Source organism: Rhizorhabdus antheiae, from assembly GCF_049889055.1.
Lineage (GTDB): Bacteria > Pseudomonadota > Alphaproteobacteria > Sphingomonadales > Sphingomonadaceae > Rhizorhabdus.
Window position 1 is genome coordinate 38,405 of the sequence record NZ_JBLTWO010000002.1, and the last position, 25,238, is coordinate 63,642.

General features: G+C 65.2%; 23 protein-coding genes. 13 read left to right on the plus strand and 10 right to left on the minus strand.

All coding sequences use genetic code 11. The features are described from left to right. Positions 1 to 100 precede the first annotated feature (100 nt). Positions 101 to 754 carry a S24 family peptidase gene (locus ACNI3R_RS04525; protein ID WP_426180333.1) on the plus strand — a complete coding sequence of 218 codons (654 nt, stop codon included), beginning with the start codon at positions 101 to 103 and terminating at the stop codon, positions 752 to 754. 24 nt (positions 755 to 778) lie between these two features. On the opposite strand, the gene ACNI3R_RS04530 is transcribed toward ACNI3R_RS04525, so the two are convergent. Beyond that, a complete protein-coding gene (locus tag ACNI3R_RS04530) occupies positions 779 to 970 on the minus strand; it encodes a hypothetical protein (RefSeq protein WP_426180335.1) in 192 nt (63 codons plus the stop codon). 179 nt (positions 971 to 1,149) lie between these two features. Between ACNI3R_RS04530 and ACNI3R_RS04535 the strand changes: the two genes are divergently transcribed. From ACNI3R_RS04535 to ACNI3R_RS04545, 3 genes are all read left to right on the plus strand, one after another. Beyond that, entirely contained in the window at positions 1,150 to 1,383 is a 234-nt protein-coding gene (locus ACNI3R_RS04535; protein ID WP_426180337.1) for a hypothetical protein, read from the plus strand. A gap of 102 nt (positions 1,384 to 1,485) precedes the next feature. Next, positions 1,486 to 3,519, plus strand: a complete 2,034-nt coding sequence (locus tag ACNI3R_RS04540; RefSeq protein ID WP_426180339.1) for an autotransporter assembly complex protein TamA — start codon at positions 1,486 to 1,488, stop codon at positions 3,517 to 3,519. A gap of 2,945 nt (positions 3,520 to 6,464) precedes the next feature. Continuing rightward, on the plus strand, positions 6,465 to 7,706 hold the full coding sequence (locus tag ACNI3R_RS04545) for a translocation/assembly module TamB domain-containing protein (RefSeq protein ID WP_426181437.1): 1,242 nt from the start codon (positions 6,465 to 6,467) through the stop codon (positions 7,704 to 7,706). Between the two features lie 31 nt (positions 7,707 to 7,737). Here ACNI3R_RS04545 and ACNI3R_RS04550 read toward each other — a convergent pair whose 3' ends face one another. The 4 genes from ACNI3R_RS04550 to map form a co-directional block, all read right to left on the minus strand. Next, entirely contained in the window at positions 7,738 to 8,994 is a 1,257-nt protein-coding gene (locus ACNI3R_RS04550) for a multidrug effflux MFS transporter (RefSeq protein ID WP_426180341.1), read from the minus strand. Positions 8,995 to 9,118: 124 nt separating this feature from the next. Further along, a complete protein-coding gene (gene glnA / locus ACNI3R_RS04555; RefSeq protein ID WP_426180342.1) occupies positions 9,119 to 10,531 on the minus strand; it encodes a type I glutamate--ammonia ligase in 1,413 nt (470 codons plus the stop codon). A 79-nt stretch (positions 10,532 to 10,610) separates the two neighbouring features. Next, on the minus strand, positions 10,611 to 10,949 hold the full coding sequence (locus ACNI3R_RS04560) for a P-II family nitrogen regulator (RefSeq protein ID WP_296626014.1): 339 nt from the start codon (positions 10,947 to 10,949) through the stop codon (positions 10,611 to 10,613). A 203-nt stretch (positions 10,950 to 11,152) separates the two neighbouring features. After that, positions 11,153 to 11,992 carry a type I methionyl aminopeptidase gene (gene map / locus ACNI3R_RS04565; RefSeq protein ID WP_426181440.1) on the minus strand — a complete coding sequence of 280 codons (840 nt, stop codon included), beginning with the start codon at positions 11,990 to 11,992 and terminating at the stop codon, positions 11,153 to 11,155. A gap of 119 nt (positions 11,993 to 12,111) precedes the next feature. Between map and ACNI3R_RS04570 the strand changes: the two genes are divergently transcribed. Next, the gene (locus tag ACNI3R_RS04570; protein ID WP_426180344.1) at positions 12,112 to 12,888 is read left to right on the plus strand and encodes a competence/damage-inducible protein A; all 777 of its coding nucleotides are present in this window, start codon (positions 12,112 to 12,114) and stop codon (positions 12,886 to 12,888) included. Positions 12,889 to 12,894: 6 nt separating this feature from the next. Here the strand turns inward: ACNI3R_RS04570 and ACNI3R_RS04575 are convergent, their stop codons facing one another. Beyond that, positions 12,895 to 14,136: a TCR/Tet family MFS transporter gene (locus ACNI3R_RS04575; protein ID WP_426180345.1), complete on the minus strand. Its 1,242-nt coding sequence runs from the start codon at positions 14,134 to 14,136 to the stop codon at positions 12,895 to 12,897. Positions 14,137 to 14,340: 204 nt separating this feature from the next. Between ACNI3R_RS04575 and ACNI3R_RS04580 the strand changes: the two genes are divergently transcribed. Further along, entirely contained in the window at positions 14,341 to 14,748 is a 408-nt protein-coding gene (locus ACNI3R_RS04580; RefSeq protein ID WP_426180346.1) for a DUF2177 family protein, read from the plus strand. A 4-nt stretch (positions 14,749 to 14,752) separates the two neighbouring features. After that, complete coding sequence (locus ACNI3R_RS04585) at positions 14,753 to 15,100, plus strand: GFA family protein (protein WP_426180348.1); 348 nt, start codon at positions 14,753 to 14,755, stop codon at positions 15,098 to 15,100. Positions 15,101 to 15,103: 3 nt separating this feature from the next. Here ACNI3R_RS04585 and ACNI3R_RS04590 read toward each other — a convergent pair whose 3' ends face one another. Then, positions 15,104 to 16,132, minus strand: a complete 1,029-nt coding sequence (locus ACNI3R_RS04590; RefSeq protein ID WP_426180349.1) for an SAM-dependent methyltransferase — start codon at positions 16,130 to 16,132, stop codon at positions 15,104 to 15,106. Beyond that, a complete protein-coding gene (locus tag ACNI3R_RS04595; protein ID WP_426180350.1) occupies positions 16,132 to 16,935 on the minus strand; it encodes a DUF1295 domain-containing protein in 804 nt (267 codons plus the stop codon). Before ACNI3R_RS04595 ends, ACNI3R_RS04590 begins: the two co-directional genes overlap by 1 nt. A gap of 188 nt (positions 16,936 to 17,123) precedes the next feature. Between ACNI3R_RS04595 and ACNI3R_RS04600 the strand changes: the two genes are divergently transcribed. Genes ACNI3R_RS04600 through ACNI3R_RS04610 form a run of 3 tightly spaced genes read left to right on the plus strand, consistent with a single transcriptional unit; the run spans position 17,124 to position 19,716 of the window. After that, positions 17,124 to 18,470, plus strand: coding sequence for an NAD(P)/FAD-dependent oxidoreductase (locus ACNI3R_RS04600; RefSeq protein WP_426180352.1), 1,347 nt, complete (start codon positions 17,124 to 17,126; stop codon positions 18,468 to 18,470). Next, positions 18,467 to 19,243 (plus strand): DUF1365 domain-containing protein, encoded by a 777-nt coding sequence (locus ACNI3R_RS04605; RefSeq protein ID WP_426180354.1) that lies wholly within the window; start codon positions 18,467 to 18,469, stop codon positions 19,241 to 19,243. Before ACNI3R_RS04600 ends, ACNI3R_RS04605 begins: the two co-directional genes overlap by 4 nt. Beyond that, positions 19,240 to 19,716, plus strand: a complete 477-nt coding sequence (locus tag ACNI3R_RS04610; RefSeq protein ID WP_426180356.1) for a GreA/GreB family elongation factor — start codon at positions 19,240 to 19,242, stop codon at positions 19,714 to 19,716. Before ACNI3R_RS04605 ends, ACNI3R_RS04610 begins: the two co-directional genes overlap by 4 nt. Positions 19,717 to 19,789: 73 nt before the next feature. On the opposite strand, the gene ctrA is transcribed toward ACNI3R_RS04610, so the two are convergent. After that, positions 19,790 to 20,485 carry a response regulator transcription factor CtrA gene (gene ctrA, locus ACNI3R_RS04615; protein ID WP_426180357.1) on the minus strand — a complete coding sequence of 232 codons (696 nt, stop codon included), beginning with the start codon at positions 20,483 to 20,485 and terminating at the stop codon, positions 19,790 to 19,792. A gap of 364 nt (positions 20,486 to 20,849) precedes the next feature. Beyond that, positions 20,850 to 21,776 (minus strand): TraB/GumN family protein, encoded by a 927-nt coding sequence (locus ACNI3R_RS04620; protein WP_426180359.1) that lies wholly within the window; start codon positions 21,774 to 21,776, stop codon positions 20,850 to 20,852. Positions 21,777 to 21,903: 127 nt separating this feature from the next. Here ACNI3R_RS04620 and ACNI3R_RS04625 point away from each other — a divergent pair, with 127 nt between their 5' ends. From ACNI3R_RS04625 to glyS, 3 genes are all read left to right on the plus strand, one after another. After that, positions 21,904 to 22,779 (plus strand): glycine--tRNA ligase subunit alpha, encoded by an 876-nt coding sequence (locus ACNI3R_RS04625; protein ID WP_426180360.1) that lies wholly within the window; start codon positions 21,904 to 21,906, stop codon positions 22,777 to 22,779. 191 nt (positions 22,780 to 22,970) lie between these two features. Further along, positions 22,971 to 23,099 (plus strand): hypothetical protein, encoded by a 129-nt coding sequence (locus ACNI3R_RS04630; protein WP_426180361.1) that lies wholly within the window; start codon positions 22,971 to 22,973, stop codon positions 23,097 to 23,099. Further along, positions 23,099 to 25,189: a glycine--tRNA ligase subunit beta gene (glyS, locus tag ACNI3R_RS04635; protein WP_426180363.1), complete on the plus strand. Its 2,091-nt coding sequence runs from the start codon at positions 23,099 to 23,101 to the stop codon at positions 25,187 to 25,189. Before ACNI3R_RS04630 ends, glyS begins: the two co-directional genes overlap by 1 nt. Positions 25,190 to 25,238 lie beyond the last annotated feature (49 nt).

Consider the following 25,238-nt stretch of genomic DNA (forward strand, 5'->3'; position numbering starts at 1 on the left):
GCAGATACATTGGCTCTTCCTTTCTTCGACTCATATGTTCACTGTATGTTCTTTCTCATTTCCTACTTGTCTAGGAAAAATCCTAGGGATAGGGAGAGACATGACGGAAGACGTGCGCAGCATCCTCGACGAGTTGATCCGTGAGAGAGGCGAGGATTATTCCTCGCTGTCGCGGCTGATCGGGCGCAATCCGGCCTATATCCAGCAGTTTATCAAGCGGGGTACGCCGCGCCGCTTGTCGGAGGAGGACCGGGCGCGGATCGCAGCCTATCTGCGCGTGCCCGAAGAGCGGCTCGGCGGCAGGTCGGCATCGCCGCCTTCCAGGTCGGCAGCGGCGCATGACAATGGCTTGCGGGCCGTGCCGCGCATCGAGGTTCGTGCGTCGGCGGGGCCGGGGGGCGTGGCGGATATCGAGGAGCGGGGGCGACCGTTCGCCTTCGATCCCGCGCTGCTCAAGGAGATCGGCGCCCGGCGCACGTCACGGCTGTCGGTCATCCGCGTATCGGGCGAGTCGATGGAACCGACTCTGCGCGACCGTGACGACATTTTGGTCGACCTCAGCGCGACGACGCCCATCCCGGATGCCATTCATGTGCTCAGCCTGGACGACCTGCTGATGGTAAAACGGCTCGTTCATGATGGGGATAGCTGGATCGTCCGGAGCGACAATCCAGACTATGCGGATATAGACGATTTCGACCCGGCGGCCTTGCGGATCATTGGCCGGGTGCTGTGGTGCGGACGAAAGCTGTAGCCGCGCCCGTCTGGCGTTCGACGCTCAGCCGCGTCGGCGATCGTAGAAGTAGAGCGCGAGCGTGATGGCGACACCGATCGCGGTGCCGATGAGCGTGCCGGCCGAGGGCTGACCCTGCCGCGCGCCGATGACCGCCCCGGCAAGGATCGAGAAGGCGATGATCGCTCCGCCCGCGCGGGACGCTGTGCGGCTATTCTGTTCCATGGCGGCCCCCATGCCATGCTCCTCCCGGCGGCGCCAGTCATGTCCGCTACCGCGTCAGTCATGTCCCGGATGTCCCGGCACGGGACAGACCGTCCTGCCACGGGACATGGTAAAGAGTTCGTCGACCATCGAAAGCCCGGAAAACCGCCAATCCTGAAGTGCTGGCATGGGCCTTGTGTAGTGTTTCGCAGGTGTTCACGGGGTTCGCGATCTTGGAAGAGATATTCTACATCGCCCATCGGAGCAGTATCGAGCAGGCGCAGGAATTGCTGAGCCAGTTCGGCATGCTCGCGATCGATGAAGCGGCGGCGCGTAGCCGCCATTATCGGGAGCTCGGCAATTCGATTCGTTTCTGCGAGTGGCGCCAGATCGAGCGCTTCCTCGCCGTGCTCGCGCAGGATGTCGCGGTCGGCACGATCCACTGACTGACGCTTTCGCGCAACGCCTCCGCTTTTGTCGGCATTGGCATGCGGGGTGAGGGCAAGTTGGCGCTGGCGACGCCGCTGGCCTCCCGCTAGGGTCGCACGATGCGTTTCGACAGTATGCCGTCCGGTGCGCCCTTGCTCGTCTTCGGCGCCTTGCTGGTCCTTTCGGCACCCAGCGAAGCGCAACAGCAATCTTCTTCGATCTCTTCTGTCGAACCGGCCGAGCCGGGTGACGTCGATCCCTCGGCCGATATGGCGCCCTTGCCCGAGATGGAAGTCGACTGGCCGGATGCCACCGCCGCCGACGAGCAGGGGGGCGCGCGCCGTGATGCGGCAAGCGCATCACCAGCGGACACTGCCGTCGAATCCGATGACGAGGCGCTCGCCGATGCCCAGGCCGATCGCCGCTACGACGTCCGCATCGACGGGCTGACGGGCGAAGACGGCGTTTCCCCCGAAGCGGATGCGTCGATCCGCGCCCGCTTCAAGTCGCTGTCTGCGCTCGAAGAAGGCAAGGGCACCGGTAACACCGCCCAGATCGACCGACGGGCGCGGCAGGACGAGGCGCTGCTCGGTGAGCTTCTGAGGACCGCAGGCTATTATGACGCCAGCGTCGTCACGCGGATCGAGGGGCAGCGCGGCGAGCGTCTGTCGGTCATTCTCCGGGTGCGGGCGGGCACGATCTACACGCTGTCGACGGTCGACATGCCCGGCCTGACGGAGACCGGCGCACTGTCGGACGAGTTGCGGGAGGCCTTTACCCTGCGTCCCGGTGACCCGGCGGACTCGGACAAGATTGCCGTTGGCCTGGCGGCGCTCAAGACGAGTCTTGGCCAGCGCGGGCTGGTGTTCGCCAAGGTGGGCGAACCCAAATTGACGATCGATCACGAAGATAATCGGGCCGCCCTGTCGGTCGATGTCGATCCCGGCCGCGTCCAGCGGATCGGCGAGATACGGATCGATGGACGGCAATTGTTCAGCGCCAGACATCTAGGCCGGATCGCGCGTTTCAGGCGTGGCGATATCTATGACGCGACCAAGATGGAGGACTTCCGTCGGGCCCTGATCCAGACCAGCCTCGTATCGACAGTGTCGATCAAGCCCGTCGCCACGCCTGACCCGGAGGTGGTCGATATCGTCGTCAAGCTCGACCAGGCGCCGCCGAGAACGATCTCGGGTGCGATCGGCTATGGTACGGGCGAAGGCTATCGGGTCGAAACGAGCTGGCAGCATCGCAATCTGATCCGGCCGGAGGGAGCGGTGACCTTCCGGGGCGTGCTCGGTACGCAGGAACAGTCGCTCGGCGCAACGCTCCGCCGCAACAATTTCAAGACGCGCGACCGGGTGCTCACCGGCCAACTCGTCGTCAGCCATCTCGACCAGAATGCCTATGAGGCGCGCAGCGTGACGCTCGGCGCAGGCCTGGAGCGCCAGACCAACATCATCTGGCAGAAGAAATGGACCTGGTCCTATGGCGTCGAACTGGTCGCGTCCAAGGAAGACGATACGGTCAAGGCGACCGGCGCCCCCCGCCGCCGCCAATATCTGATCGGCGCGCTCCCCTCCAGCCTGTCCTATGACGGATCGGACGACCTCCTCAACCCGACGCGCGGTTTCCGGCTGGCGGCGCGCGTCTCGCCAGAGGCTTCGCTGCAAGGGAGCGCCTTCGGCTATTTCAAGGGCCAGCTCGACGGCAGCAGCTACATGCCGGTCAGCGACCGCATCGTTCTGGCGGGCCGCGTCCGTCTCGGTGCCATCTGGGGCGCCTCGGCGGAGCGGATCGCACCGACGCGGCGCTTCTATGCCGGCGGTGGCGGCTCGGTGCGCGGCTATGGCTATCAGAAGATCGGCCCGGTCGACATCAACGGCGACCCGGCCGGCGGCCGCAGCCTGGCCGAGTTCTCGATCGAGGCCCGCATCCGCTTCGGCGATTTCGGGGTGGTGCCCTTCTTCGACGGCGGCAATCTCTACGCCGCGAAGCTGCCGACCTTCCGCAACCCTCGCTACGGGGCCGGTCTGGGCGTGCGCTATTACACCAGCTTCGGCCCGATCCGAGTCGATGTCGGCACGCCGATCAACCGCCGAGCCGGGGACTCGCGCGTGGCGGTCTATGTGTCGCTCGGACAGGCCTTCTGATGAGCGTCGATCGCGACCTGGTCGAGGATGTCGAGGAGCGGGTACTGGCCTGGCGGCAGCGGCATCCCTTGCTGCGCGCGGTGGCTATCGTCTTGCTGGCCCTGCTGCTGTTGCTCTCAGCAGCGATCTGGATGCTCGACAGCGCACCAGGACATCGCCTGATCGCCGATCGGGTCGGCGCGCTGCGGCCGTCCTCCGGCCTGCGCATTCATGTCGGCCGGATCGACGGCTCGATCTGGAACCGTGCGACGATCCGCGACTTCCGCCTCTATGATGATCGCGGTCTGTTTCTCGAGGCGCCCGAACTGGCGGTCGACTGGCGGCCGGCCGCATGGATCGCGAACAAGCTGTGGATCCGCCGCGCGACCACCGACCTGCTGATCTTGCACCGCAAGCCCGCCTTGCGTCCGTCGACGCGCAAAGGGCCCTTGCTGCCCGGCTTCGACATTCATGTCGGCAAGCTGGAGGTCAGGAAGCTCCGTCTCGAACCTCCGGTTGCCGGGCGGCTTCATCTGATGACGCTCGACGCCGGCGCCGACATCCACGCCGGGCGGGTGTTGCTGCAGCTCAATGCGCGATCCAACGCCGCCGATCGCATCGCCCTCCAGCTCGATTCACAGCCCGACCGCAATCTGTTCGACCTCGACGCGCGGATCGAGGGTCCCGCATCGGGTGTGATCGCATCGCTGACGGGATGGAAGCAGCCGGTCGACGGCGTCGTCTCGGGCAGCGGCACCTGGTCCGCCTGGCAGGGGCGTGCCACGCTCGATGCCGGCGAGACCCGCCTGATCGAACTCGCGCTTCAGGCCAAAAAGGGCCGATATGCGCTTGAGGGCTTTCTCGCGCCCAGCCGCTTTCTTAGCGGCAAGTTGCAGCGGCTCAGCGACCCGCAGATCCGGATCAAGGGCGATGCCTCGATGGTCGATCGGCGCCTAAATGGACGCGCTTCGATCCGCACGCCGTCGCTGGTCTTCGATGTCCGCGGCGTCGCCGATCTCGCCGAATATGCCTTTGACGGCGTGCGTGTGAAGGGATCGCTGCTCCGCCCGCCGGCGCTGTTCCCCAACATGACCGGGCGCAACATCGCGCTCGACGCGCGCTTCGACGGGCCCTTCGCCACGGCGACCTACAGCTACACCCTGACCGCTGATCATGTCGCGTTCGACAATACCGGCTTCGACGTCGTTCGCGCGACCGGCAAGGGGGCTTTGTCGCCCGCGCCGGTAAAGCTTCCGGTCCGGCTGACCGCGCGGCGGGTTACCGGCATCGGCGACGTTGCGGGGGGCATCCTCGGCAATCTCTCGCTCGATGGCACGCTGCTGATCACCGCACGCAAGGTCACTGGTGACAAGCTCAAGCTGAAGTCCGACAAGCTGGCTGGCGACCTGTCCTTGCGGCTGGACCTGAAGACGGGCGCCTATGACGTCGCTCTGACGGGCAAGCTGCTCCGCTATTTCATTCCCGGCATCGGCATTGTCGACGTCAATTCCGAGTTGACGGTGCTGCCGGGCTCGGGCGGGCGCGGTACATCTGTGACGGGTCGCGGTCGGGCATGGGTACGCCGCTTCGACAATGGCTTCCTGCGCTCGCTTGCTGGCGGGCTGCCCTTTATCGACACTCGCCTTCGGCGCGACGCCGACGGCATATTGCATTTCGACCGCCTGCAACTGACCGCTCCGGATATCCGTATCAGCGGCACCGGCTTCCGACGACGGGACGGCACATTCTATTTCAAGGGCAGCGGCAGCCAGTCGCGCTATGGCCCGCTGCAGCTGACGCTCGACGGCAATATCAGCAGGCCCGAGGTAGATCTGGTGCTGGCCTCGCCCGTGCCCGCGCTCGGCCTGACCGACACCGTCGTCCATCTCGACCCGACGCCGCAGGGTTTTGCTTATCGGGCGGCAGGCGGTTCCTATCTAGGCCCATGGGACAGCCGGGGTGCGATAGTGATGCCCGCCGGCCAAGCCGCGACGATTGCGGTGGCGGCAGTGTCGGTGAGCGGTGCCGAGGGCAGCGGATCGATCCGATCGGACCCGCAGGGCTTCACCGGCCGGGTCGATCTCGCCGGCGGGACGGTGACCGGACCGCTGACCTTCTCGGTCGAAGGCGGGCTCCAGAAGATCGAAGGCCATCTGCGCGCCCGGAGGGCCAGTTTAGCGGCTGCCGTTCCTTTCACGGTCAACCGCGGCCGGATTGACGGAACCGTCCTGCTCGATCCGGCGGGCGCGCGGATCGACGCGACGGCGGCCTTGTTCGGGTCGATGATCCGGGGCGTGACGATCGGCCGCACCCGCGCGACGCTGGCGGCACGGGGCGGAAGCGGCACGATCGACGCCACCATCGCCGGTTCGCGCGGGCGTGGTTTCGAGCTGACGACGAAGCTGGGCTTCGCCCCCGACCGCCTGTCGCTGGCGGCCGAGGGGGTGATCGACCGCAAGGCGGTCAAGCTGGACGAGACTGCGGTGCTGCGCCGCGACGGCGACGCCTGGCGGCTCGATCCGGTGGCGCTCAGCTTCGCCAATGGCCGCGCGACGCTGGCCGGGCGATTCGGCGGAACGGCGAACGAGGTCCATGCTGTCGTCCAGTCGATGCCGCTGTCGCTGCTAGACATGTTCTATCCTCAGCTCGGCCTGTCGGGCGTCGCCACCGGCGATGTCGACTATCGGCTGCAGCGCGGAGCCCGCATACCGACCGGACGTGCCAGGCTGACGATCAAGGGACTGTCGCGATCTGGGCTGGTCCTGACGTCCCGCCCGGCCGATGTCGGCCTCGCCGCTGTTCTGACCGAGAATGTCGCCGCCGCCCGTGCCGTGGTCTCGAGCGGCGGCAAGGTGATCGGTCGGGCGCAGGCGCGCATCACCAACATCCCGCCTGCGGGCGCGCTCGACGACCGCCTGCTCGCAGGCAAGATCTTCGCTCAGCTCCGCTATGGTGGCCCGGCGGACATGCTGTGGCGCCTGTTCGGGGTCGAGACGATCGACCTGTCGGGCCCGATCGCGATCGGCGCGGACATCAGCGGAACCGGCGCCAATCCGGTCATTCGCGGAACATTGCGATCGACCCAGGCGCGGCTCGAAAGCGCGGTTTCGGGTACGGTCATAACCAGCATCGCCGCCAGTGGCCGCTTCGATGGCTCGACCCTGCTGATCGACTCGCTGAAGGGCCGTACGCGCGGAGACGGTACCATATCGGGCAAGGCCCGCTTCGACCTGTCCGCCGAAGCCGGACTGGGCATGGATGTCGCGATCGACGCCAACGACGCCCAACTGATCAACCGCGACGATATCGGCGCCACGGTGACGGGGCCGGTCCGCTTCGTCTCCAACGGCAATGGCGGGACCATCTCGGGCGATGTTCGGCTGGTGAAGGGGCGCTTCCAGCTCGGCCGGGCGGCCACGGTCGCGACGATTCCGCAATTCGCGACGATCGAGCTCAACCGGCCCGACGACGAGAATGAGGTCCGCCGCCGAGCCCCCTGGAAGCTCGACATCAAGATGGTCGCGCGCAACCAGTTGACCGTGTCGGGCCTCGGCCTGGACAGCGAGTGGCGCGGGCAACTCGATCTGGGCGGCACGATCGAGAACCCCTCGATCCGCGGCCGGATGGATCTGGTTCGGGGCGGCTATGAATTTGCCGGCCGTCGCTTCGATCTTGATCGGGGCGCGATCCGCTTCCTGGGAGAGACGCCACCCGATCCGCTGCTCGACATCACCGCCAAAGCCAATCTCAATGGCGTCAGCGCGACGATCGGCGTCGCCGGGACCGGACAGAAGCCTGAGATCAGCTTCACCAGCATTCCGGCGCTGCCCGAGGACGAGCTGCTGTCGAGGCTGCTGTTCGGCACCTCGATCACCAATTTGTCCGCACCCGAGGCACTGCAGCTTGCCGCCGCCGTCGGCTCGCTGCGCGGCAATCGCGGCGGGCTCAATCCGATCAATGTCGTGCGCAAGGCGGCGGGCCTCGATCGGCTGCGCATCCTGCCGGCCGATCCGACGATCGGCATCGGCACCTCGATTGCAGCCGGCAAATATATCGGCCGACGCACCTTCGTCGAAGTGATCAGCGACGGGCAGGGCTATTCGGCGACGCGGATCGAGTTCCAGCTGACTCGCTGGCTGTCGCTGCTGTCGAGCATCTCGACCATCGGTCGCCAGAGCGCGAGCGTCCGGGTCTCCAAGGATTATTGAGCGGGGGCGGCGGTCCCCGCCAGGGCGTCGGTCAGCTGCATCCGACCGGCTGCGGGTTGTGTGCCTGGAACAGCTTGCCCCGCTCGGCCAGCACGACGATCACCAAGGCGGCCGAGGAGCCCAGCAGAAAGCCGAGGGTGAGGGGCAGGGTGGTTCCCTGGAAAGACTGGCCGATGGCAAGCCCGATCAGCGTGCCAACGACACTCTGCATGAAGCCCTGGATCGAGGCGGCCGTGCCGGCGATCGTGCCCATGCGCTCCATGGCCATCGACCCGAAGTTGGATCCGGTCAGGCCGAACAGGAACATCGTCATCCCCTGCAGGATGGAGAAGGTCCAGATCGTCTCGTGACCGCTGACAACGATCGCCAGGCGGACGAGGCACAGCAGGATCATCGCGACCAGCGCGCTGTGCGACACCAGCCGGGTGCCGAGCCGCTCGACGATCCGGGAGTTGATCAGTGCGGCGATCGCCATCATGCCCGCGATCAGGCCGAAGCCGGGCGCGAAATATTGTGGCGCATTGAAGCTGTGGGCGAAGATCTGCTGCACGCTGTTGAGAAAGCCGACCAGCCCGCCATAGATCACGGCTGACGCCAGCGCATAGCCAAGCGAGCAGCGGTCGCCGAGCGTCATCCGCGTCGCTTCTACGATCGACCCGACACCGATCGAGCGGCGGTTGGCGGGCGTCAGCGTTTCCGGCAGGCGGATCGCGGCCCAGGTGCAGACCATCAGACTGAAGCCGCCGAGCAGATAGAAAATCCAGTGCCATGGCGCCACGAGCAGGATCAGTTCGCCCAGCGTCGGCGCCGCGATCGGTACCGCCAGGAACACCATGAAGCAGAGCGAGGTCACCCGCGCCATGCGCCGTCCGGCATAGCAGTCCCGGACGATCGAGATCGACAGGATGCGGGTGGAAGCCGCCACGAAACCCTGCAGGCCGCGAGAAATCAGCAGCAAATCGAAGCTGCCGGCATGGGCTGCGACGAAGCTGGTGACCGCATAGATGCCGAGCGTCGAGAACAGGACGGGCCTGCGGCCGAAGCGGTCGGCGAGGGGACCGAAGATCAGCTGACCGAAGCCGAAGCAGCCGATATAGACCGCCACCACCAGCTGCTGGTGGTTCTCGATCGTCACGCCGAGCTCCGATCCGATCCGGCCGAGCGCGGGCAACATGATGTCGATCCCCAGCGCGTTGACCGCCATCAGCGACGCCATCAACGCCACGAACTCGCCGAAGGGCAAGCCGTGGGACATGTTTTCGTCCTGAAAGGTCTGGGGAGCGTTCATCGAAAAATCCAGTCGCGCCTTAGGCTTGCGGGCGGACGCTGGCAACCCGCCGGGGCATGCCAAAAGAGAAAGGGCCCCGGAGCCGAAGCCCCGGAGCCCTTTCCTGTGCCGGTGAAGGCGAAGATCAGTTCGAGAAGTACATGTCGAACTCGACCGGGCTCGGGGTCATCTCCCAACGGGCGACTTCCGGCCACTTCAGTTCGATATAGGCTTCGATCTGGTCCTCGGTGAACACGCCGCCCTTGGTGAGGAAGGCGTGGTCGGCCTGCAGCGAGTTCAGCGCTTCGCGCAGCGAACCGCAAACGGTCGGAACCAGGGCGAGCTCTTCCGGCGGAAGATCGTACAGATTCTTGTCCATCGCCTCGCCCGGATGAATCTTGTTCTCGATGCCGTCGAGACCAGCCATCAGCAGCGCCGCATAGCAGAGATAGGGGTTCGCCATCGCGTCCGGGAAACGGAACTCGACGCGCTTCGCCTTGGCACCGGTGCCATAGGGGATGCGGCAAGAGGCCGAGCGGTTGCGCGCCGAATAGGCGAGCAGAACCGGCGCTTCATAGCCCGGGACCAGGCGCTTGTAGCTGTTGGTCGTCGGGTTGGTGAAGGCGTTGAGCGCCTTGGCATGCTTGATCACGCCGCCGATGAAATAGAGGCAGGTGTCCGACAGACCGGCATAGCCGTTGCCCGCGAAGAGCGGCTGACCCTTGTCCCAGATCGAGATGTGGGTGTGCATGCCCGAGCCGTTATCTTCCTTGATCGGCTTCGGCATGAAGGTGACGGTCTTGCCATAGGCCTGCGCGACCTGCCAGCAGACATATTTGTAGATCTGCATGCGGTCGGCGGTCTGGACGAGCGTGCCGAAGGTCAGACCGAGCTCATGCTGAGCAGCGGCGACCTCATGGTGGTGCTTGTCGCAGGGCAGGCCCATTTCGAGCATCGTCGAAACCATCTCGGCGCGGATGTCGACGGCGCTGTCGACCGGAGCGACCGGGAAATAGCCGCCCTTGGCGCGCGGGCGGTGGCCCAGATTGCCGCCTTCGAGCGCCTTGCCGGTGTTGGTCGGCAGCTCGACGTCATCCAGCTTGTAGTAGCTGGAGTTGTAGGTCGTATCGAACTGGACGTCGTCGAACATGAAGAACTCGGCTTCCGGTCCGACATAGACGGTGTCGCCGATTCCGATCGACTTCACATAGGCCTCGGCGCGCTTGGCGGTCGAGCGCGGGTCGCGGGTGTAGAGCTCGCCGGTCGACGGCTCGACGATGTCGCACACCAGGATCAGCATCGGCGTGGCGGAGAAGGGGTCCGTCCAGACAGCGTCGAGGTCCGGCTTCAGGATCATGTCGGATTCGTTGATCGTCTTCCAGCCTTCGATCGACGAACCGTCGAACATGAAGCCGTCGGTCAGCTCGTCCTCGCCGACGACGCCGGCGCACATGGTGAGGTGCTGCCACTTGCCCTTCGGATCGGTGAAGCGAAGATCGACCCACTCGATCTCCTGGTCCTTGATCATCTTGAGAATGTCAGCGGGCTTGTTCGCCATATCCTTGCCTTCCCCGTGAGAAAATCCGTGAATGTGTCGGGCGGTGTGCCGCCCCTGCTCTAAATTGGCGCCGCGGCGATCAGATCGCGTCGGCGTCCCTCTCTCCAGTCCGGATGCGGACCGCGCCCTCGACCGGCAGGATGAAGATCTTGCCGTCGCCGATGCGACCCGTCTGCGCGGCAGATGCGATCGCTTCGACCACCCGCTCGGCCAGGCTGTCGTCGACAACGACCTCCAGCTTCACCTTGGGCAGGAAGTCGACGACATATTCGGCACCGCGATAGAGTTCGGTGTGGCCCTTCTGCCGGCCGAAGCCCTTGGCTTCGGTCACAGTGATACCGGAGACGCCCACTTCGTGGAGGGCTTCCTTAACTTCATCGAGCTTGAAAGGCTTGATGATGGCTTCGATCTTCTTCACCCATGCCTCCCCGGACAGCACTTACGTGCCCTCCATAAGCGTGCGGTCGCACGAGTCGCAAGGATGCAGGGTCGCTAGGCTCAGATATTCTGCCGCGCTGCCGCGAAACGGGGCAAATATGAGGATATTGCCTAAAACTCAGGCAGGCGTTGCATGAAATTTCAGCGATGGTGCCATCAGCGAATCAAGCTTGCGCGATTCCCTCAGATATAGGGCGGCTGGTGCAGGCCCTTGGGACTGGCCGTGAATATCTCGCAGCCATCGTCGGTGATGCCGATCGAATGTTCGAACTGGGCCGACAGTGAACGGTCGCGGGTGACCGCCGTCCAGCCGTCGTCGAGCAGCTTCACGTCGGGGCGGCCGATATTGATCATCGGTTCGATCGTGAACAGCATCCCCGGCCGCAGCTCGGGTCCGGTGCCGGGGCGGCCGACATGGACGACTTCGGGGGCGTCATGGAAGACGCGGCCCAGGCCGTGCCCGCAAAAGTCCCGTACCACGCCATAGCGGTGCTTTTCGGCATGCCGCTGGATCGCGTGGCCGATGTCGCCCAGATGGTTGCCCGGCCGCGCCTGTTCGATGCCCAGCATAAGGCATTCATAGGTCACCTCGACCAGCCGGCGCGCCTTGATCCCCACGTCGCCGACCAGAAACATCCGGCTGCTGTCGCCATGCCAGCCGTCGAGCAGGGGAGTGACGTCGATATTGACGATGTCCCCGTCCTTCAGCGTGCGTTCGCCGGGAATGCCGTGACACACGACATGGTTGATGCTGATGCAGCAGCTGTGGGTGTAGCCGCGATAGTGCATCGTCGCGGGAACGGCGCCGGCGGCGATCGTCATGTCGTGGACGATCCGGTCGAGTTCCAGCGTGCTGACGCCGGGCACGACGTGCGGCACCAGGGCGTCCAATATCTCGGCGGCCAGGCGCCCGGCAGCGCGCATGCCGGCGAACCCTTCTGGGCCGTGCAGGCGGATCGCGCCGGTGCGCGGATGGCTGGTGCTCGTATCGTCGGCAAGAATGTAGGTGGTCATCGGGCACATATAGGCCAAAGTTGCGCGGTTTACGAGCCTCGACCGCCACGCGGTCGATCGGGCAAGAAAGTCTGCGATGCCCCCTCAGGCAGCTTCCACGCCGCCGCACGTCGCTCTATGGACGCGCCATGACCGAGATATCCTCCGCTTCCGCCGACCGAGTCTGGACGGCCGCCCTGCTCGTCATCGGTGACGAGATCCTCTCGGGCCGCACGCAGGACCGTAACATCGCGCAGGTCGCGCTCTGGCTCAATCTGCAGGGCATCCGCCTTGCCGAGGTGCGCGTGGTCGCTGACGACATGGATCTGATCGGCGAAGCGGTCACCCAGCTCAAGGCGCGGAACGACTATCTGTTCACGACCGGGGGGATCGGGCCCACCCATGATGACATCACGGTCGACGCCATCGCGGCGGCGCTGGGCGTATCGGTGGTCGTGCATCCGCGCGCCCGCGCCGTCCTCGACGACTATTATTCGACGCGCGGCGGCCTGAACGAGGCCCGCCTGCGCATGGCCCGTGTGCCCGAAGGCGCCGACCTGATCGAGAATCGCATGTCGGGTGCTCCCGGCATCAGGATCGGCAACATCTTCATCCTGGCCGGCGTGCCGCACATTGCAGGCATGATGCTGGAAGCCCTGTCCAACACGCTCGAAGGCGGCAAGCCCATGCTGTCGAAAACGGTCGGCTGCTGGGTCGCCGAAAGCGAGATCGCCGATTTTCTGGGCGCTGCCGAGAAAGCACACCCCGGCGCGCAGATCGGCAGCTATCCCTTTTTCCGCGAAGGGAGGGTCGGCGCCAATTTCGTGATCCGGTCGACCGACGCGGCGATCCTCGACGCCTGCCTGGCCGAGGTGGTGCGCGGACTGAACGAGATGGGCCACGCCCCCATGCTCGACGGTATCTGACCGCGCTCAGCCCGCAACGGGCGCCGCCTTGCGATCCGACCGTTCGAACAAGGCCAGGGCGAAGAAGGCCGCGAAGGCGAAGCTGGCCGCGATGACGAAGGCCGCGCCGGGAAAATGGAACGGTGCGGTCGGGCCGGTGAACCAGGCCAGTGCGGGGTTGAGCAGCAGGGGCCCGGCGATCGAACCGAGCGCGTTGAGGCTGCCGATGAAACCTTGCATCTCGCCCTGCCGGTCGGCGGTGGTCTGGCGCGACATCAAGGCGGTGATCGACGGCTGCACCAGCGCCTGGAGCGCGGAGACGATGATCATGACGAGCGCGAACCACGCCAGCGGTACCAGCGCATAGCCGAAATAGCAGCTTCCGGCGACGACGGCGCCGAGCATCGCGGTACGTCGCTCGCCGAAACGCTTGACCGCGCGACCCAATATCCCCTTCTGGACCGTTATCATCGAAAGGCCGGCCAGCGCCAGCGAAGCGCCGACCATCCCGTCAGACCAGCCATATTGGGCGATGGCGAAATAGGCCCAGGTCGCGGGATAGACCATTGAGGCGATGTTCCAGAGCAGCAATATGCCGGCGAGGCTCAACACGCCGGGCAGGCTGCGCGCGGCGAGCAGCGCACCGATGGGGTTGGCACGCGCGATGCTGAAGGGGCGGCGATTCTCCCGCGCCAGCGTTTCCGGGAAGAAGAAGGTACCGAACAGCAGATTGGCAGCCGAGCAGGCGGCCGCCGCGTAGAAGGGCACGCTGTGACCGAACTCGCCGAGCAGGCCGCCAATCGCAGGACCGATGATGAAGCCGAGGCCGAAAGCCGCGCCGACGAGGCCGAAGCGGCGCGCGCGGTCCTCCGGCTCGGTGATGTCGGCCAGCGCGGCAGTCGCGGGGCTGAACGACGCGCCGAACACGCCGGCCAGCAGCCGGCCCACGAACAGCCAGGCAAGATTGGGCGCGAAGCCCATCAGAATATAGTCGACCGACAGCCCGGCCAGAGCGAGCAACAGAATCGGCCGGCGTCCGAAACGATCCCCCAGATTGCCGGCGAGCGGGCCGCAGAGGAACTGCATGAAGGCATAGACCGTTGCCAGCCAGCCGCCCATCCGCGTCGCTTCGTCGAGGGTCAGGTGGCCGACCTCCATCACGAGGCGCGGAAGGACCGGAATGACGATACCGAAGCCGATCGCGTCGATCAGGATGGTAACGATGATGAAGATCGTGGCATTGCCTCTGCCGCGCGACGTTACAGACATGCCATTCCTATTTTCCGCCGGCCTCGCGAGCCGGCTCTTCATCGAGCATCATGATCTCACCGCGGGGGACCATGAACAGCGGCAATGCAAGGACGTCCGACCACCGGCTATTGCCTTGGCGCCCACATTGCCGTTCCATAGCCGAAACACAAGGATGACGGGACCGCGCTTCTCGCCCATCATCCCTCCAGCAAGGAGAGCCGCATGACCCGTATCGCCCTGTCCTATGTCGCGACGCTCATCGTGTTCGCGATCGTCGATTTCGTCTGGCTCAAATACTCGGTCGACATATTGTATCGCCCGGTGATCGGATCGATTCTGGCGCCCGAGCCGCGCATGGCACCTGCGATCATCTTCTACGCTCTCTATATCGCCGGCCTCGTCTATTTTGCGGTGACTCCGGCGCTGAACGCCGGCCAGTGGCAGACCGCCGCGATCCAGGGTGCGTTGTTCGGCTTCTTCGCCTATGCGACCTACGACCTGACCAATCAGGCGACGCTGGTCGTCTGGTCGTCGAAGATCACGATCGCCGACATGATCTGGGGCTCGTTCGTCTCGGCGGTCGGCTCGACCGGCGGCTATCTGGTCACGAAAGCGATTTTGAAGGGGTGACGGGATGAAGGTGGAGGGCGGCTGCCATTGCGGCCTCTTGCGGTATGAGGCCGAGATCGGCGAAGGGCCGTTCGGGATTCTCGATTGCAACTGCTCGATCTGTTCGATGAGCGGCTACCTCCACCTGATCATCCCCGAAAGCCGCTTCCGGCTGCTCGACGGCAAGCAGGACACCAACACCTATCGCTTCGGGTCGGGCAAGGCGCGCCACATCTTCTGTTCCCAATGCGGGATCAAGAGCTTCTATCGCCCGCGCTCGCACCCGGATGGGATCAGCCTCAATCTGCGCTGCATCGACGACTGGCAGGACCTGCCCGTCGAGATCCGCCCCTTCGACGGGCGCAGTGTGTAGCCGCTATCGGGCCGATGGTTTCAGCCGGTAGTGGCTAACCGCCCAGGGCCGCCCGCCGTCGAATCCGAACAGGCCTGCGGTGGCCAGGAAGAACAGGCGCCAGCGCCGCTCCCACAATTTGGCGTCCGCACCATAGGTCTGGCGGAAAATCTCCGCGATGGCCGGCTGGTTGGCGTCGAACCGCGCCAGCCAGTCAAAGGCGGTGCGCGCATAATGTTCGCCGTTCCAGCGCCACTCCTCCTCGACCGTGAAAAGGTCGGGGAAATGCCGGATCAGGCCATGGCTGGGCATGATTCCGCCGGTGAAGAAATGCTGCGCGATCCAGTCGGCCTTGTCGGCATGGTCGAAGCGGTAGCTCGCCCGGTCATGGGTGAAGATATGGATGAACAGATAGCCGTCGGGCTTCAGCCAGCCCTTCACCTTGGTCAGCAGCGCGCGCCAGTTCGACATATGCTCGAACATCTCGACCGATACGACCCGGTCGAAGGCATGATCCGCCTGAAAGTCGTTCATGTCGCAGGTGATGACGGTCAGGTTGGTCGAGCCCTGCGCTCGGGCCAGCTTCTCGATATGCTCGCGCTGCGAATGGGAATTGGACACGGCGGTAATGCGCGCGCCCGGATAGCGCGCGGCCATGTAGAGGCTGAGCGAGCCCCAGCCGCAGCCCAGCTCCAATATCTCCTGGCCGTCCGCCAAGCCGGCATGAGCGACCGTCTGAGCCAAGGCTAGCTCTTCGGCATCGCCGATAGAGTCCTTCGGATCTCCATAATAGCAGCAGCTATATTTGCGGCGCGGGCCGAGGCACAGGTCGAAGAAGGAGGCCGGCACCTCATAATGCTGGGCATTGGCGTCGTCGGTGTGGATCGCGATCGGGAAGCTGTCCATGTCGCGCGCGAAGGCCGCTTCGGCGTCGGCCTGGACCGCCAGCTTGCGCGCGGTGCGGCCGACGAGGAAGCGAACACCCGCCAGCGTCACGGCATCGGGAAGCGGCAGCCGTTCGACGGCTGCGGTGGCGGTGGCGATAATGTCCATCAGTTTTTCCTGGGCGGTAGGGGGAAGAAGGCGCTGGTGCGCGCCATATAGGATCGGAAGGCATCGCCCCGGCTCTTGAGCATGTGCTGCTCGAGCAGGGGGATGCCGGAGACATGGACGAGCAGCCAGTACATCAGAAGCGGGCCGATGAGCGTCAGATAGCCGGGCCACCAGCTTCCGCCGATGTCGATGGCGATCACCGGATAGGCGACCCAGCCGAGCCATTCGAAGAAATAATTGGGATGGCGCGACCAGGTCCAGAGCCCCTTGTCGCAGACCTTGCCCTTGTTCGCAGGGTCCTTGGCGAAGGCGCGCAGCTGGCGATCGGCAATGCCTTCGCCGACCACCGAGACGAGCAGCAACCCAAGGCCGATCCAGTCGGTGATCGACAGAGCGGGGCCGGGCCGATGCGCCGCCGCGAACACCGTAACCACGAGGCCGACGCCGCACAGCGCCTGGATCTGAAGGAACAGGAACAGCCGCCGCTGGAAGCTGTCGCCCCATTCGCGGCGGAACTCGGCATAGCGGGGGTCCTCGCTCTTCGCTTCGGCGGTGCGGGCGAGGATGTGGAAGCCCAGCCGGAGCGACCAGAAGCCGACGAGACCGGCGACGAGCCAGATGCGCGCCAGGGGGGCGTCGCTGCTGGTCATCAGCGCGACGATCAGTCCGCCGATCCCGATCGCGAAGGACCAGAAGACGTCGGCCCAGCCCGACTGGTGGGTCGCCTTCTGCACGGCCCAGGCCGAGGCCATCATCACGGATAATACGGCCGACGCGACCAGAATGCTGACGATCGGATTCAAGAAATTGTCCCTCCAGGTCGCGCTTTCCTAGTCCCATACGGGGAAAGCCGCCAAGCCGTTGCACGAAATTTCGCATTGCGCTTTGTCGACGTCGGGGTAGCAGTCGACCCAGGGCAAAGGCGCAACCTGTTCGTCCGTCGGGCCGTAGCTCAAGACGGGCAATGCGTTGGGTAAAGGGTAGTGGGAGCATGACCAATTTCCGCAGAGGACGGCGTATCGCCGTCGTCGGCAGCGGTATCACCGGCCTTTCGTCGGCCTGGCTCTTGTCCAGGGACAATGAGGTGGTGCTGTACGAGGCGGAAAATCGTCTCGGAGGACATACGCGAACGATCGATGTCGACACCGGCGTCGGCGGCGTGCTGGGAGTCGATACCGGCTTCATCGTCTTCAACGACCGCACCTATCCGAACCTGATCGCGATGTTCGAACATCTGGGCGTGCCGACCCGGGTGACGGACATGAGCTTCGCGGTGTCGCTCGACGACGGGAAGCTCGAATATGCGGCGGGCGACCGCCTGTGGCAGCTGTTCGTCCAGCCGTCGAATATCGTCTCGCCGCGCTTCTGGTCGATGCTGCGCAACCTCGTCCGTTTCTACCGCGACATGGGCGCGCGCACCGATGGTTTCGGCGGGATGACGCTCGGCCAGCTGCTCGAGCAGGGCCGCTATGGCGAGGCGTTTCGCGACGACCATCTGCTGCCGATGGCCGCCGCAATCTGGTCGGCCCCCGCGCAGTCGCTGCTCGACTATCCCGCCGAGGCCTTCGTCCGCTTCTGTAACAATCATGGCCTGCTCGACCTCGGCACGCGGCCCAAATGGCGCACTGTCGTCGGTGGCAGCCGCACCTATATCGATCGCCTGATCGCCGGCTTCCGGGGGGAGGTGCGCCTCGGCACCCCGGTCGCCCGGATCGAGCGCAAGGCGGGACAGGTCACCATCATCGATGGCTCGGGCCAGTCCGACCGCTTCGACGATGTGATCATCGCGTCGCATGCCGACCAGGCACTGGCGATGCTCGCCGATCCGAGCCCGCAGGAACAGGAACTGCTCGGCGCGTTCCGCTACAGCCGCAACCTGACGGTCCTGCACCAGGATGCCACGCTGCTGCCCAAGCGGAAGATGCTGTGGGGTGCATGGAATTATTTCGGACGGCGCTATGCCAATGACGCGACCGGCGATCTGTGCGTCAGCTATTGGATGAACCGCCTGCAGGGCTATTACACGCGCGATCCGCTGGTCGTCACGCTCAATCCCCACCGGCCGATCGACCCCAAGCTGGAGATCAGCCGCACCAGCTTCGATCACCCGATCTTCGACCATGCCGCACTCGACGCCCAGCACCGGATCTGGGCGATCCAGGGGCAGCGCAACACCTTCTTCTGCGGCGCGCATCTCGGCGCCGGCTTCCACGAGGATGGGTTGCAGGCAGGGCTTGCCGTAGCCGAGATGCTCGGCGCGCGGCGGCCGTGGACGGTCGAGGACGCCAATGGTCGCCTGTCGCTCGATCTGGCCCCGGTTCGGGAAGCCGCCGAGTGAAATCTGCCATCTATGCGGGGGAGGTTTTCCACCGCCGTTTCCGGCCGCGCGGCCACACCCTGCGCTACCGCATGTTCCAATGCCTGTTCGACCTCGACGAGATCGACCGCATCGACGGCGCATGCCGGCTTTTCTCGCGCAACCGCTGGAACCTCTTTTCCTTTCAGGACCGGGACTATGCCGATCGCTCGGGGAAACCGTTGCGGCCGCAGATCGAGGCTCTGATGCGGCAGGCCGGTCAGGAACCCGACGGCGGCGCCATCCGTTTGCTGACGATGCCGCGCATGCTGGGCCATGTCTTCAATCCGCTGAGCGTCTGGTTCTGCCACCGCCGCGACGGGACCCTGTCGACTATCATCTATGAGGTGACAAATACCTTCAAGGAGCGCCACAGCTACGTCATTCCCGTGACCGATGCAGGCGCGGACGGAGCCTTGATCCGCCAGACCTGTGACAAGGCCTTCTACGTCTCGCCCTTCATGGATCTCGATATGCGCTATGATTTCACGGTCGAGCCTCCGATGGGGAAGACACGTGTCGTCGTGGCCGGCGGCGATGCCGACGGGCCGCTGATCGTTGCCGCCTTCCAGGGTGATCGCCGCGAACTGAGCGATCGGGCGCTGCTTGGCGCTTTCCTGCGCCACCCATTGCTGACGCTGAAGGTCGTGGCCGGCATCCATGTCGAGGCGCTGTGGCTGTTCCTCAAGAAGGTCGGTGTGCGCCGTCATGTCGCGACGCCAGGCGATGGCGTCTCGATCGTGGTGCGGGCATGAGCGTCGCCTTCCGCCGCGAGAGCGACGATGAACATCTCGAACCCAAATTCGAGCTGCCGATCCCGCCCGGCCCCAATCGCGTGACCGAGCGAGGCGCGCGGCTGACGATCGAGCGGCTGGAGGCGATCGAGGCCGCGATCGCCGAGGCTGTCGAGCGGAAGGCCGGGGAGGACGAGATCAAGGCGCTGCGACGCGATCAGCGCTACTGGGCCACCCGTCGCGCGACGATGGAGGTGCAGCCCGCCGCGACCGGCGATGTGGCCGCCTTCGGCACGGCGGTGCGATACAGGCTGAAAGGCAAGGAGGCCGAGGTGTCGATCGTCGGGGACGACGAGGCCGATCCCGCCGCTCGCACCATCTCCTTCTCGTCGCCGCTGGCGCGTGCGCTGATCGGTGCGGGCGAGGGGGACTATGCCGATTTCGGGGGCAAGGCCGATGCGATCGAGATCGTCGAGGTTCGCCCGCTCGGCTGACCGCTGACGCGAAGAAGGCCGCGCTCCTTCCGGACCGCGGCCTTCGCTTTTGCCCCTGTAGCAAAATGGGTGATCAGGCGGCGACGGCGCCTTCTTCCGGGTCACGCAGCACATAGCCGCGGCCCCATACGGTCTCGATATAATTCTCGCCACCGCAGGCCAGCGCCAGCTTCTTGCGCAGCTTGCAGATGAACACGTCGATGATCTTGAGTTCGGGTTCGTCCATGCCGCCATAAAGGTGGTTCAGGAACATTTCCTTGGTCAGCGTGGTGCCCTTGCGGAGCGAGAGGAGCTCCAGCATCGCATATTCCTTGCCGGTCAGATGGACGCGGGCGCTGTCGACCTCGACCGTCTTCGCGTCGAGATTGACCGCCAGCTTGCCGGTACGGATGACCGACTGGCTGTGGCCCTTCGAGCGGCGGACGATCGCGTGGATCCGGGCGACCAGTTCTTCGCGGTGGAAGGGCTTGGTGACATAATCGTCGGCGCCGAAGCCGAGCGCGCGGACCTTGGAGTCCATCTCGCCGATGCCCGACAGGATCATGACGGGGGTCTGGACCTTGGAACTGCGCAGCTTCTTCAACACGTCATAGCCGTGCATGTCGGGCAGGTTGAGGTCGAGCGCGATGATGTCATAATCGTACAGCTTGCCGAGATCGAGGCCTTCCTCGCCCAGGTCGGTGGTGTAGACGTTGAAGCCTTCGGCGCCGAGCATCAGCTCGATGCTCTTGGCGGTGGTGGGATCATCCTCGATCAGCAAAACCCGCATAGGATCCGTTCCTGTTTACCCGGGGGAGGAGCCCAGCCGCTCCGCGCTGCCCGTCAACCTGTGTTAACCATGCCGTTAATGAAGGTAAAAGGTTAACGCGCTCTTAAAATCCATCTGCCAATTTTACCTAGGTAAAAAATCCGTGTCTTTCCGAGCGCTTAGTTTGGACGGATTCGTTCGGGTCAGATGTCGGGGCGAGTCGCTTCTGATCCCGTGATATGGGCCTTGCGTGATTTCCGAGCGCCCCGCCCGCCATTCCGGCAGTCCTTGCGGCATCAACGCTTCGTCGAAAATAGGTGAACATGGACATGACCGGCGATGCGCCGGATGACCTCGTCACGACTCGCCGCAGCGTGCAGCGGCGTTAACGGCTGGCCGGTTCGACCCGTTCGACGGCGATCCCTTCGGCCGACAGCATCTTCTGCACCGACACCGGTCCCGCCAGATGCCCGGCGCCGACCGCGACGAAGAGCGTGCCCGGCCGATCGAGCCGCTGCTTGAGCCAGGCCGCCCAATTGGCGTTGCGTTTGCGCAGCAATATCTCGCGCAGATGCGGGGTCAGGTCCTCGTCCTCGTCGAACTGCCTGGCGATGGCCGCTTCGTCGCCCGTGCTCCACGCCTTGAGCAGCCGGTCATAATCGGCCTTGGCATCGGACTTGCCGGTAGCGAAGCTGGTCAGCATCTCGCGCTGATCGGCCTCGGACAGGGTAGAGAACATCGCCAGCTGGTCGGCGACCGTCTCCAGTCCTTCGATCTTCTTCGTCGTTGCAGATGCGGGCAGTGTCGACGGCGGGGCGCTGTCGACGGGCGCGGCCGACGGCGCGGCGAAGGCGCTGGTCAGGCCGTCTTCGACCCCGGCCTCGCGCTGCACGCCCAGATCGCGCATCATCGCGCCCATCAGGACGAAGCAGGCCTGCCAGGTCGGCATGCGGCTGAGCATTGCGGGATCGATCTTCGCCTTGACCAGCAGCGCCTCGAACGCCGGCCGCGCCTCGGGCGCGACGCGCTCGACAATCGGCGGCAGGCTGCCGTCCGGCGGCGGGAACAACGAGGCCATGGCGCGGGGGTCCTTGTCGACCAGCGTCTCGATCACCAGCGTGTCCGACGATTCCATCGCCTTGCGAATGCGCTCGTCCTCCCAGACGTAGCCGGGCGGCAGCGCGTGGATCGTCCCGAACAGATAGATGGTCGTGTCGGCGTCGCCGAACTTCCACAGGGCGGGGGCGGCCGCGGCCGGCGACGCAATGAGCAGGGCGAGGAGGGCCGAGACGGCGCGTCGAAACAGCTTCATTCACTCCATGTAGAAAGAGCCAGGCGCAATTACGAGGGCCGCGCGTGCAAGGCCGTTTTCCTTGACCCGCAAGGCCCCCTGACGCAAAGGGCGCGGCAAGTTCAATCCCGCCCGAAGGACCTTCGTCTTGGCGACCAAGCCGCTCTCGTTCCAGCGCCTGATCCTGACGCTCCACGACTATTGGAGCGAGCAGGGCTGCGTGATCCTGCAGCCTTATGACATGGAGATGGGCGCGGGCACCTTTCACCCGGCGACCACGCTCCGCGCGCTGGGTCCGCAGCACTGGAAGGCGGCCTATGTCCAGCCGTCGCGCCGCCCGACCGATGGCCGCTATGGCGAGAACCCGAACCGGCTCGGCCATTATTATCAATATCAGGTGATCCTGAAGCCGAGCCCGCCCAATCTGCAGGAGCTCTATCTCGGCAGCCTCGAGCGGATCGGTATCGACCCGCTGGCGCACGACATCCGTTTCGTCGAGGACGATTGGGAAAGCCCGACGCTGGGCGCCTGGGGCCTCGGCTGGGAAGTCTGGTGCGACGGCATGGAGGTGACCCAGTTCACCTATTTCCAGCAGGTCGGCGGCTTCGACTGCAAGCCGGTGGCCGGCGAGCTGACCTACGGGCTCGAACGGCTGGCGATGTACATCCAGGGCGTCGACCGGGTGTACGACCTCGCTTTCAACGACGACGGCGTCACCTATGGCGACGTCTTCCTCGAAAATGAGCGCCAGTTCAGCGCCTATAATTTCGAGGCGGCGAACACCGAGACGCTGTTCCGCCAATTCACCCAGGCCGCCGACGAATGCCGCGCGCTGCTCGACCGCGAAAAGCCGCTGCCGCTGCCCGCCTATGACCAGGCGATCAAGGCGAGCCACATCTTCAACACGTTGCAGGCGCGCGGGGTGATCTCGGTCGCCGAACGCCAGGCCTATATCGGCCGCGTCCGCGACCTGGCGAAGGGCGCCTGCGCCGCCTGGATGGCGCATAACGGGTGGGAGGCATGATCCTCCCCTCCACCGCTTCGCGGTCCCCCTCCCCGTGGCCGGGGAGGACCTGTGATGGCGGATATTCTGGCGTGGGTGCGGGCATGATCCTCCCCGGGACGGGGAGGGGGACCGGCGCAGCCGGTGGAGGGGTAGCGACGCTCGCCCCTGGCCCGTCGCTTTTTGAAGAGAATGGATATCAGGTGCTGAGAGTGGCTGCTGAGACTCTGGTGAAGACGCCGCGTTCGGCGGTGGCGGGCATGAACGCGATGGTGGCGCTGGCGACGGCACCCCTCCACCGCTTCGCGGTCCCCCTCCCCGTGACCGGGGAGGAGCTGTGATGACCGATTTCCTGCTCGAGCTTCTGTCCGAGGAAATTCCGGCGCGGATGCAGGAGAAGGCCTCGGCCGATCTCGCCCGCATGCTGACCGACGAACTGGGCAAGGCCGGCATCGTTGCCGAAAAGATCACCAGCTATGTGACGCCGCGCCGGCTCGCGCTGATCGCGCACGGCCTGCCGGTCCAGACGGCGGCCTCGTCCGAAGAGGTCAAAGGCCCCAAGGCCTCCGCGCCGCCGCAGGCGCTCGAAGGCTTCCTCCGCAAGACCGGCCTGACCCGCGAGCAGCTGGTCGAGCGGGACGGTGTCCTGTTCGCGGTGATCGAGAAGCCCGGCCGCTCGACGGTCGAGCTGCTGTCGCAGGCGATACCCGCGATCGTCCGCGCCTTTCCCTGGCCGAAGTCGATGCGCTGGGGTACGGCCTCTTCGTCGACATCTGCGCTGCGATGGGTGCGCCCGCTCCAGGGCATCGTCGCCCTGCTGGGCGAGGCGATCGTCCCGATCGAGATCGACGGCATTGTCAGCGGTGCCGCGACCGTCGGCCATCGCTTCCACCATCCGGGCCAGATCACGATCGGCAGCGCCGCCGACTATGTCGAGAAGCTGCGCGCCTGCCATGTCATCGTCGACCCGGCCGAGCGCCGCGAGATCATCCGCAGCCGCGCCGCTGACCTCGCCGCCGCCGCCGGACTGGTCGTCGTCGAGGATGAGGGGCTGGTCGCCGAAAATGCCGGCCTGACCGAATGGCCGGTGCCGCTGCTCGGCCATTTCGACCCGGCCTTCCTCGAAGTGCCGCGCGAGGTGATCCAGCTGACGCTGCGCACCAACCAGAAATATTTCGTGCTGAACGACGCCGAGGGGCGGCTCGCGCCGGCCTTCATCTGCACCGCGAATATCAGCGCGAAGGATGGCGGCGAGGGCATCGTCGCCGGCAACGGCAAGGTGCTCGCCGCCCGCCTGTCGGATGCGAAGTTCTTCTGGGAGCAGGACCTGAAGGTGCCGCTCGCCGAGCAGGCGAATAAGCTCGATCAGATCGTGTTTCACGAGAAGCTTGGTACCGTTGCCGACAAGGTTGACCGCGTGGCCAAGCTGGCGCGGTGGCTGGTCGAGCAGGGTATCGTTGGGGACCGAAGCGCGTCTAACGCGGCCATTGCAGATCAGGCTGAACAGGCGGCGCGTCTCGCCAAGGCAGATCTTGTGACCGGGATGGTCGGCGAGTTCCCAGAGCTTCAGGGCATCATCGGCGGCTATTACGCCCGCGCGGAAGGCCTGCCCGACGCCGTCGCCGACGCGATTCGCGACCACTACAAGCCGGTTGGACAAGGCGATGAAATCCCCACTGCGCCCGTTACGGTCGCGGTGAGCCTGGCAGACAAGCTGGATAGTCTGACTCGATTTTTCTTGATTAACGAGGGGCCTACCGGCTCCAGAGACCCTTTCGCACTGCGCCGAGCTGCTCTGGGGGTTATTGGCCTGATCCTTAAAAATCAGCTGAGGTTTCGACTAGAGAGTGCTTTGCTAACAAGTGTCGAAGACGATCTTGATGACTTTAGTAGCGTTTTTTCGGGCCGCATCGAGGAGAAGGTCGGGGAGTTCTTCGCCGACCGCCTGAAAGTCCAGCAGCGCGAGGCCGGCATCCGCCACGACCTGATCGACGCGGTATTCGCGCTGGGTGGGGAGGACGATCTCGTCCGCCTGCTGGCGCGGGTCGAGGCGCTGCAGGCGTTCGTCGCGACCGAAGATGGCGCGAACCTGCTTGCCGGTTACAAGCGTGCCGCGAACATCCTCAAGAAGGAAGGCGGCGTCCCGGCGGGTGCGACAGCGACCCCCGACTATGCACCGGAGCCGGCCGAACAGGCGCTGATCGACGCGCTGGATGCGGCCGAGCCGCGCGCGGCGGCCGCTGTCGAGGCTGAGGATTTCGGTGCCGCCATGTCGGCATTGGCGTCGCTGCGCGGGCCGATCGACGCCTTTTTCGAGGCGGTGATCGTCAATGATCCTATCGAGGCCAAAAGAAACACTCGTCTGGCCTTGCTTGAAAAAATCCGTGCTGCGGTGCACAACGTCGCGGACTTTTCGAAAATCGAAGCCTGAGTCGATTGCCGCGCCTCCCGCACAAGGAGGTGGGTCGTGATAGGGAAAG

Bases quoted from the DNA above. Each gene is read 5' to 3' on its own strand.
- ACNI3R_RS04545 (WP_426181437.1), top strand. From the start codon at position 6,465: ATGCTGTGGCGCCTGTTCGGGGTCGAGACGATCGACCTGTCGGGCCCG.
- ACNI3R_RS04525 (WP_426180333.1), top strand. From the start codon at position 101: ATGACGGAAGACGTGCGCAGCATCCTCGACGAGTTGATCCGTGAGAGA.
- ctrA (WP_426180357.1), bottom strand. From the start codon at position 20,485: ATGCGGGTTTTGCTGATCGAGGATGATCCCACCACCGCCAAGAGCATC.
- ACNI3R_RS04540 (WP_426180339.1), top strand. From the start codon at position 1,486: ATGCGTTTCGACAGTATGCCGTCCGGTGCGCCCTTGCTCGTCTTCGGC.
- glyS (WP_426180363.1), top strand. From the start codon at position 23,099: ATGACCGATTTCCTGCTCGAGCTTCTGTCCGAGGAAATTCCGGCGCGG.
- ACNI3R_RS04620 (WP_426180359.1), bottom strand. From the start codon at position 21,776: ATGAAGCTGTTTCGACGCGCCGTCTCGGCCCTCCTCGCCCTGCTCATT.
- map (WP_426181440.1), bottom strand. From the start codon at position 11,992: ATGTGCCCGATGACCACCTACATTCTTGCCGACGATACGAGCACCAGC.
- ACNI3R_RS04570 (WP_426180344.1), top strand. From the start codon at position 12,112: ATGACCGAGATATCCTCCGCTTCCGCCGACCGAGTCTGGACGGCCGCC.
- ACNI3R_RS04585 (WP_426180348.1), top strand. From the start codon at position 14,753: ATGAAGGTGGAGGGCGGCTGCCATTGCGGCCTCTTGCGGTATGAGGCC.
- ACNI3R_RS04530 (WP_426180335.1), bottom strand. From the start codon at position 970: ATGGGGGCCGCCATGGAACAGAATAGCCGCACAGCGTCCCGCGCGGGC.
- ACNI3R_RS04600 (WP_426180352.1), top strand. From the start codon at position 17,124: ATGACCAATTTCCGCAGAGGACGGCGTATCGCCGTCGTCGGCAGCGGT.
- ACNI3R_RS04580 (WP_426180346.1), top strand. From the start codon at position 14,341: ATGACCCGTATCGCCCTGTCCTATGTCGCGACGCTCATCGTGTTCGCG.
- ACNI3R_RS04575 (WP_426180345.1), bottom strand. From the start codon at position 14,136: ATGTCTGTAACGTCGCGCGGCAGAGGCAATGCCACGATCTTCATCATC.
- ACNI3R_RS04610 (WP_426180356.1), top strand. From the start codon at position 19,240: ATGAGCGTCGCCTTCCGCCGCGAGAGCGACGATGAACATCTCGAACCC.
- glnA (WP_426180342.1), bottom strand. From the start codon at position 10,531: ATGGCGAACAAGCCCGCTGACATTCTCAAGATGATCAAGGACCAGGAG.
- ACNI3R_RS04550 (WP_426180341.1), bottom strand. From the start codon at position 8,994: ATGAACGCTCCCCAGACCTTTCAGGACGAAAACATGTCCCACGGCTTG.
- ACNI3R_RS04590 (WP_426180349.1), bottom strand. From the start codon at position 16,132: ATGGACATTATCGCCACCGCCACCGCAGCCGTCGAACGGCTGCCGCTT.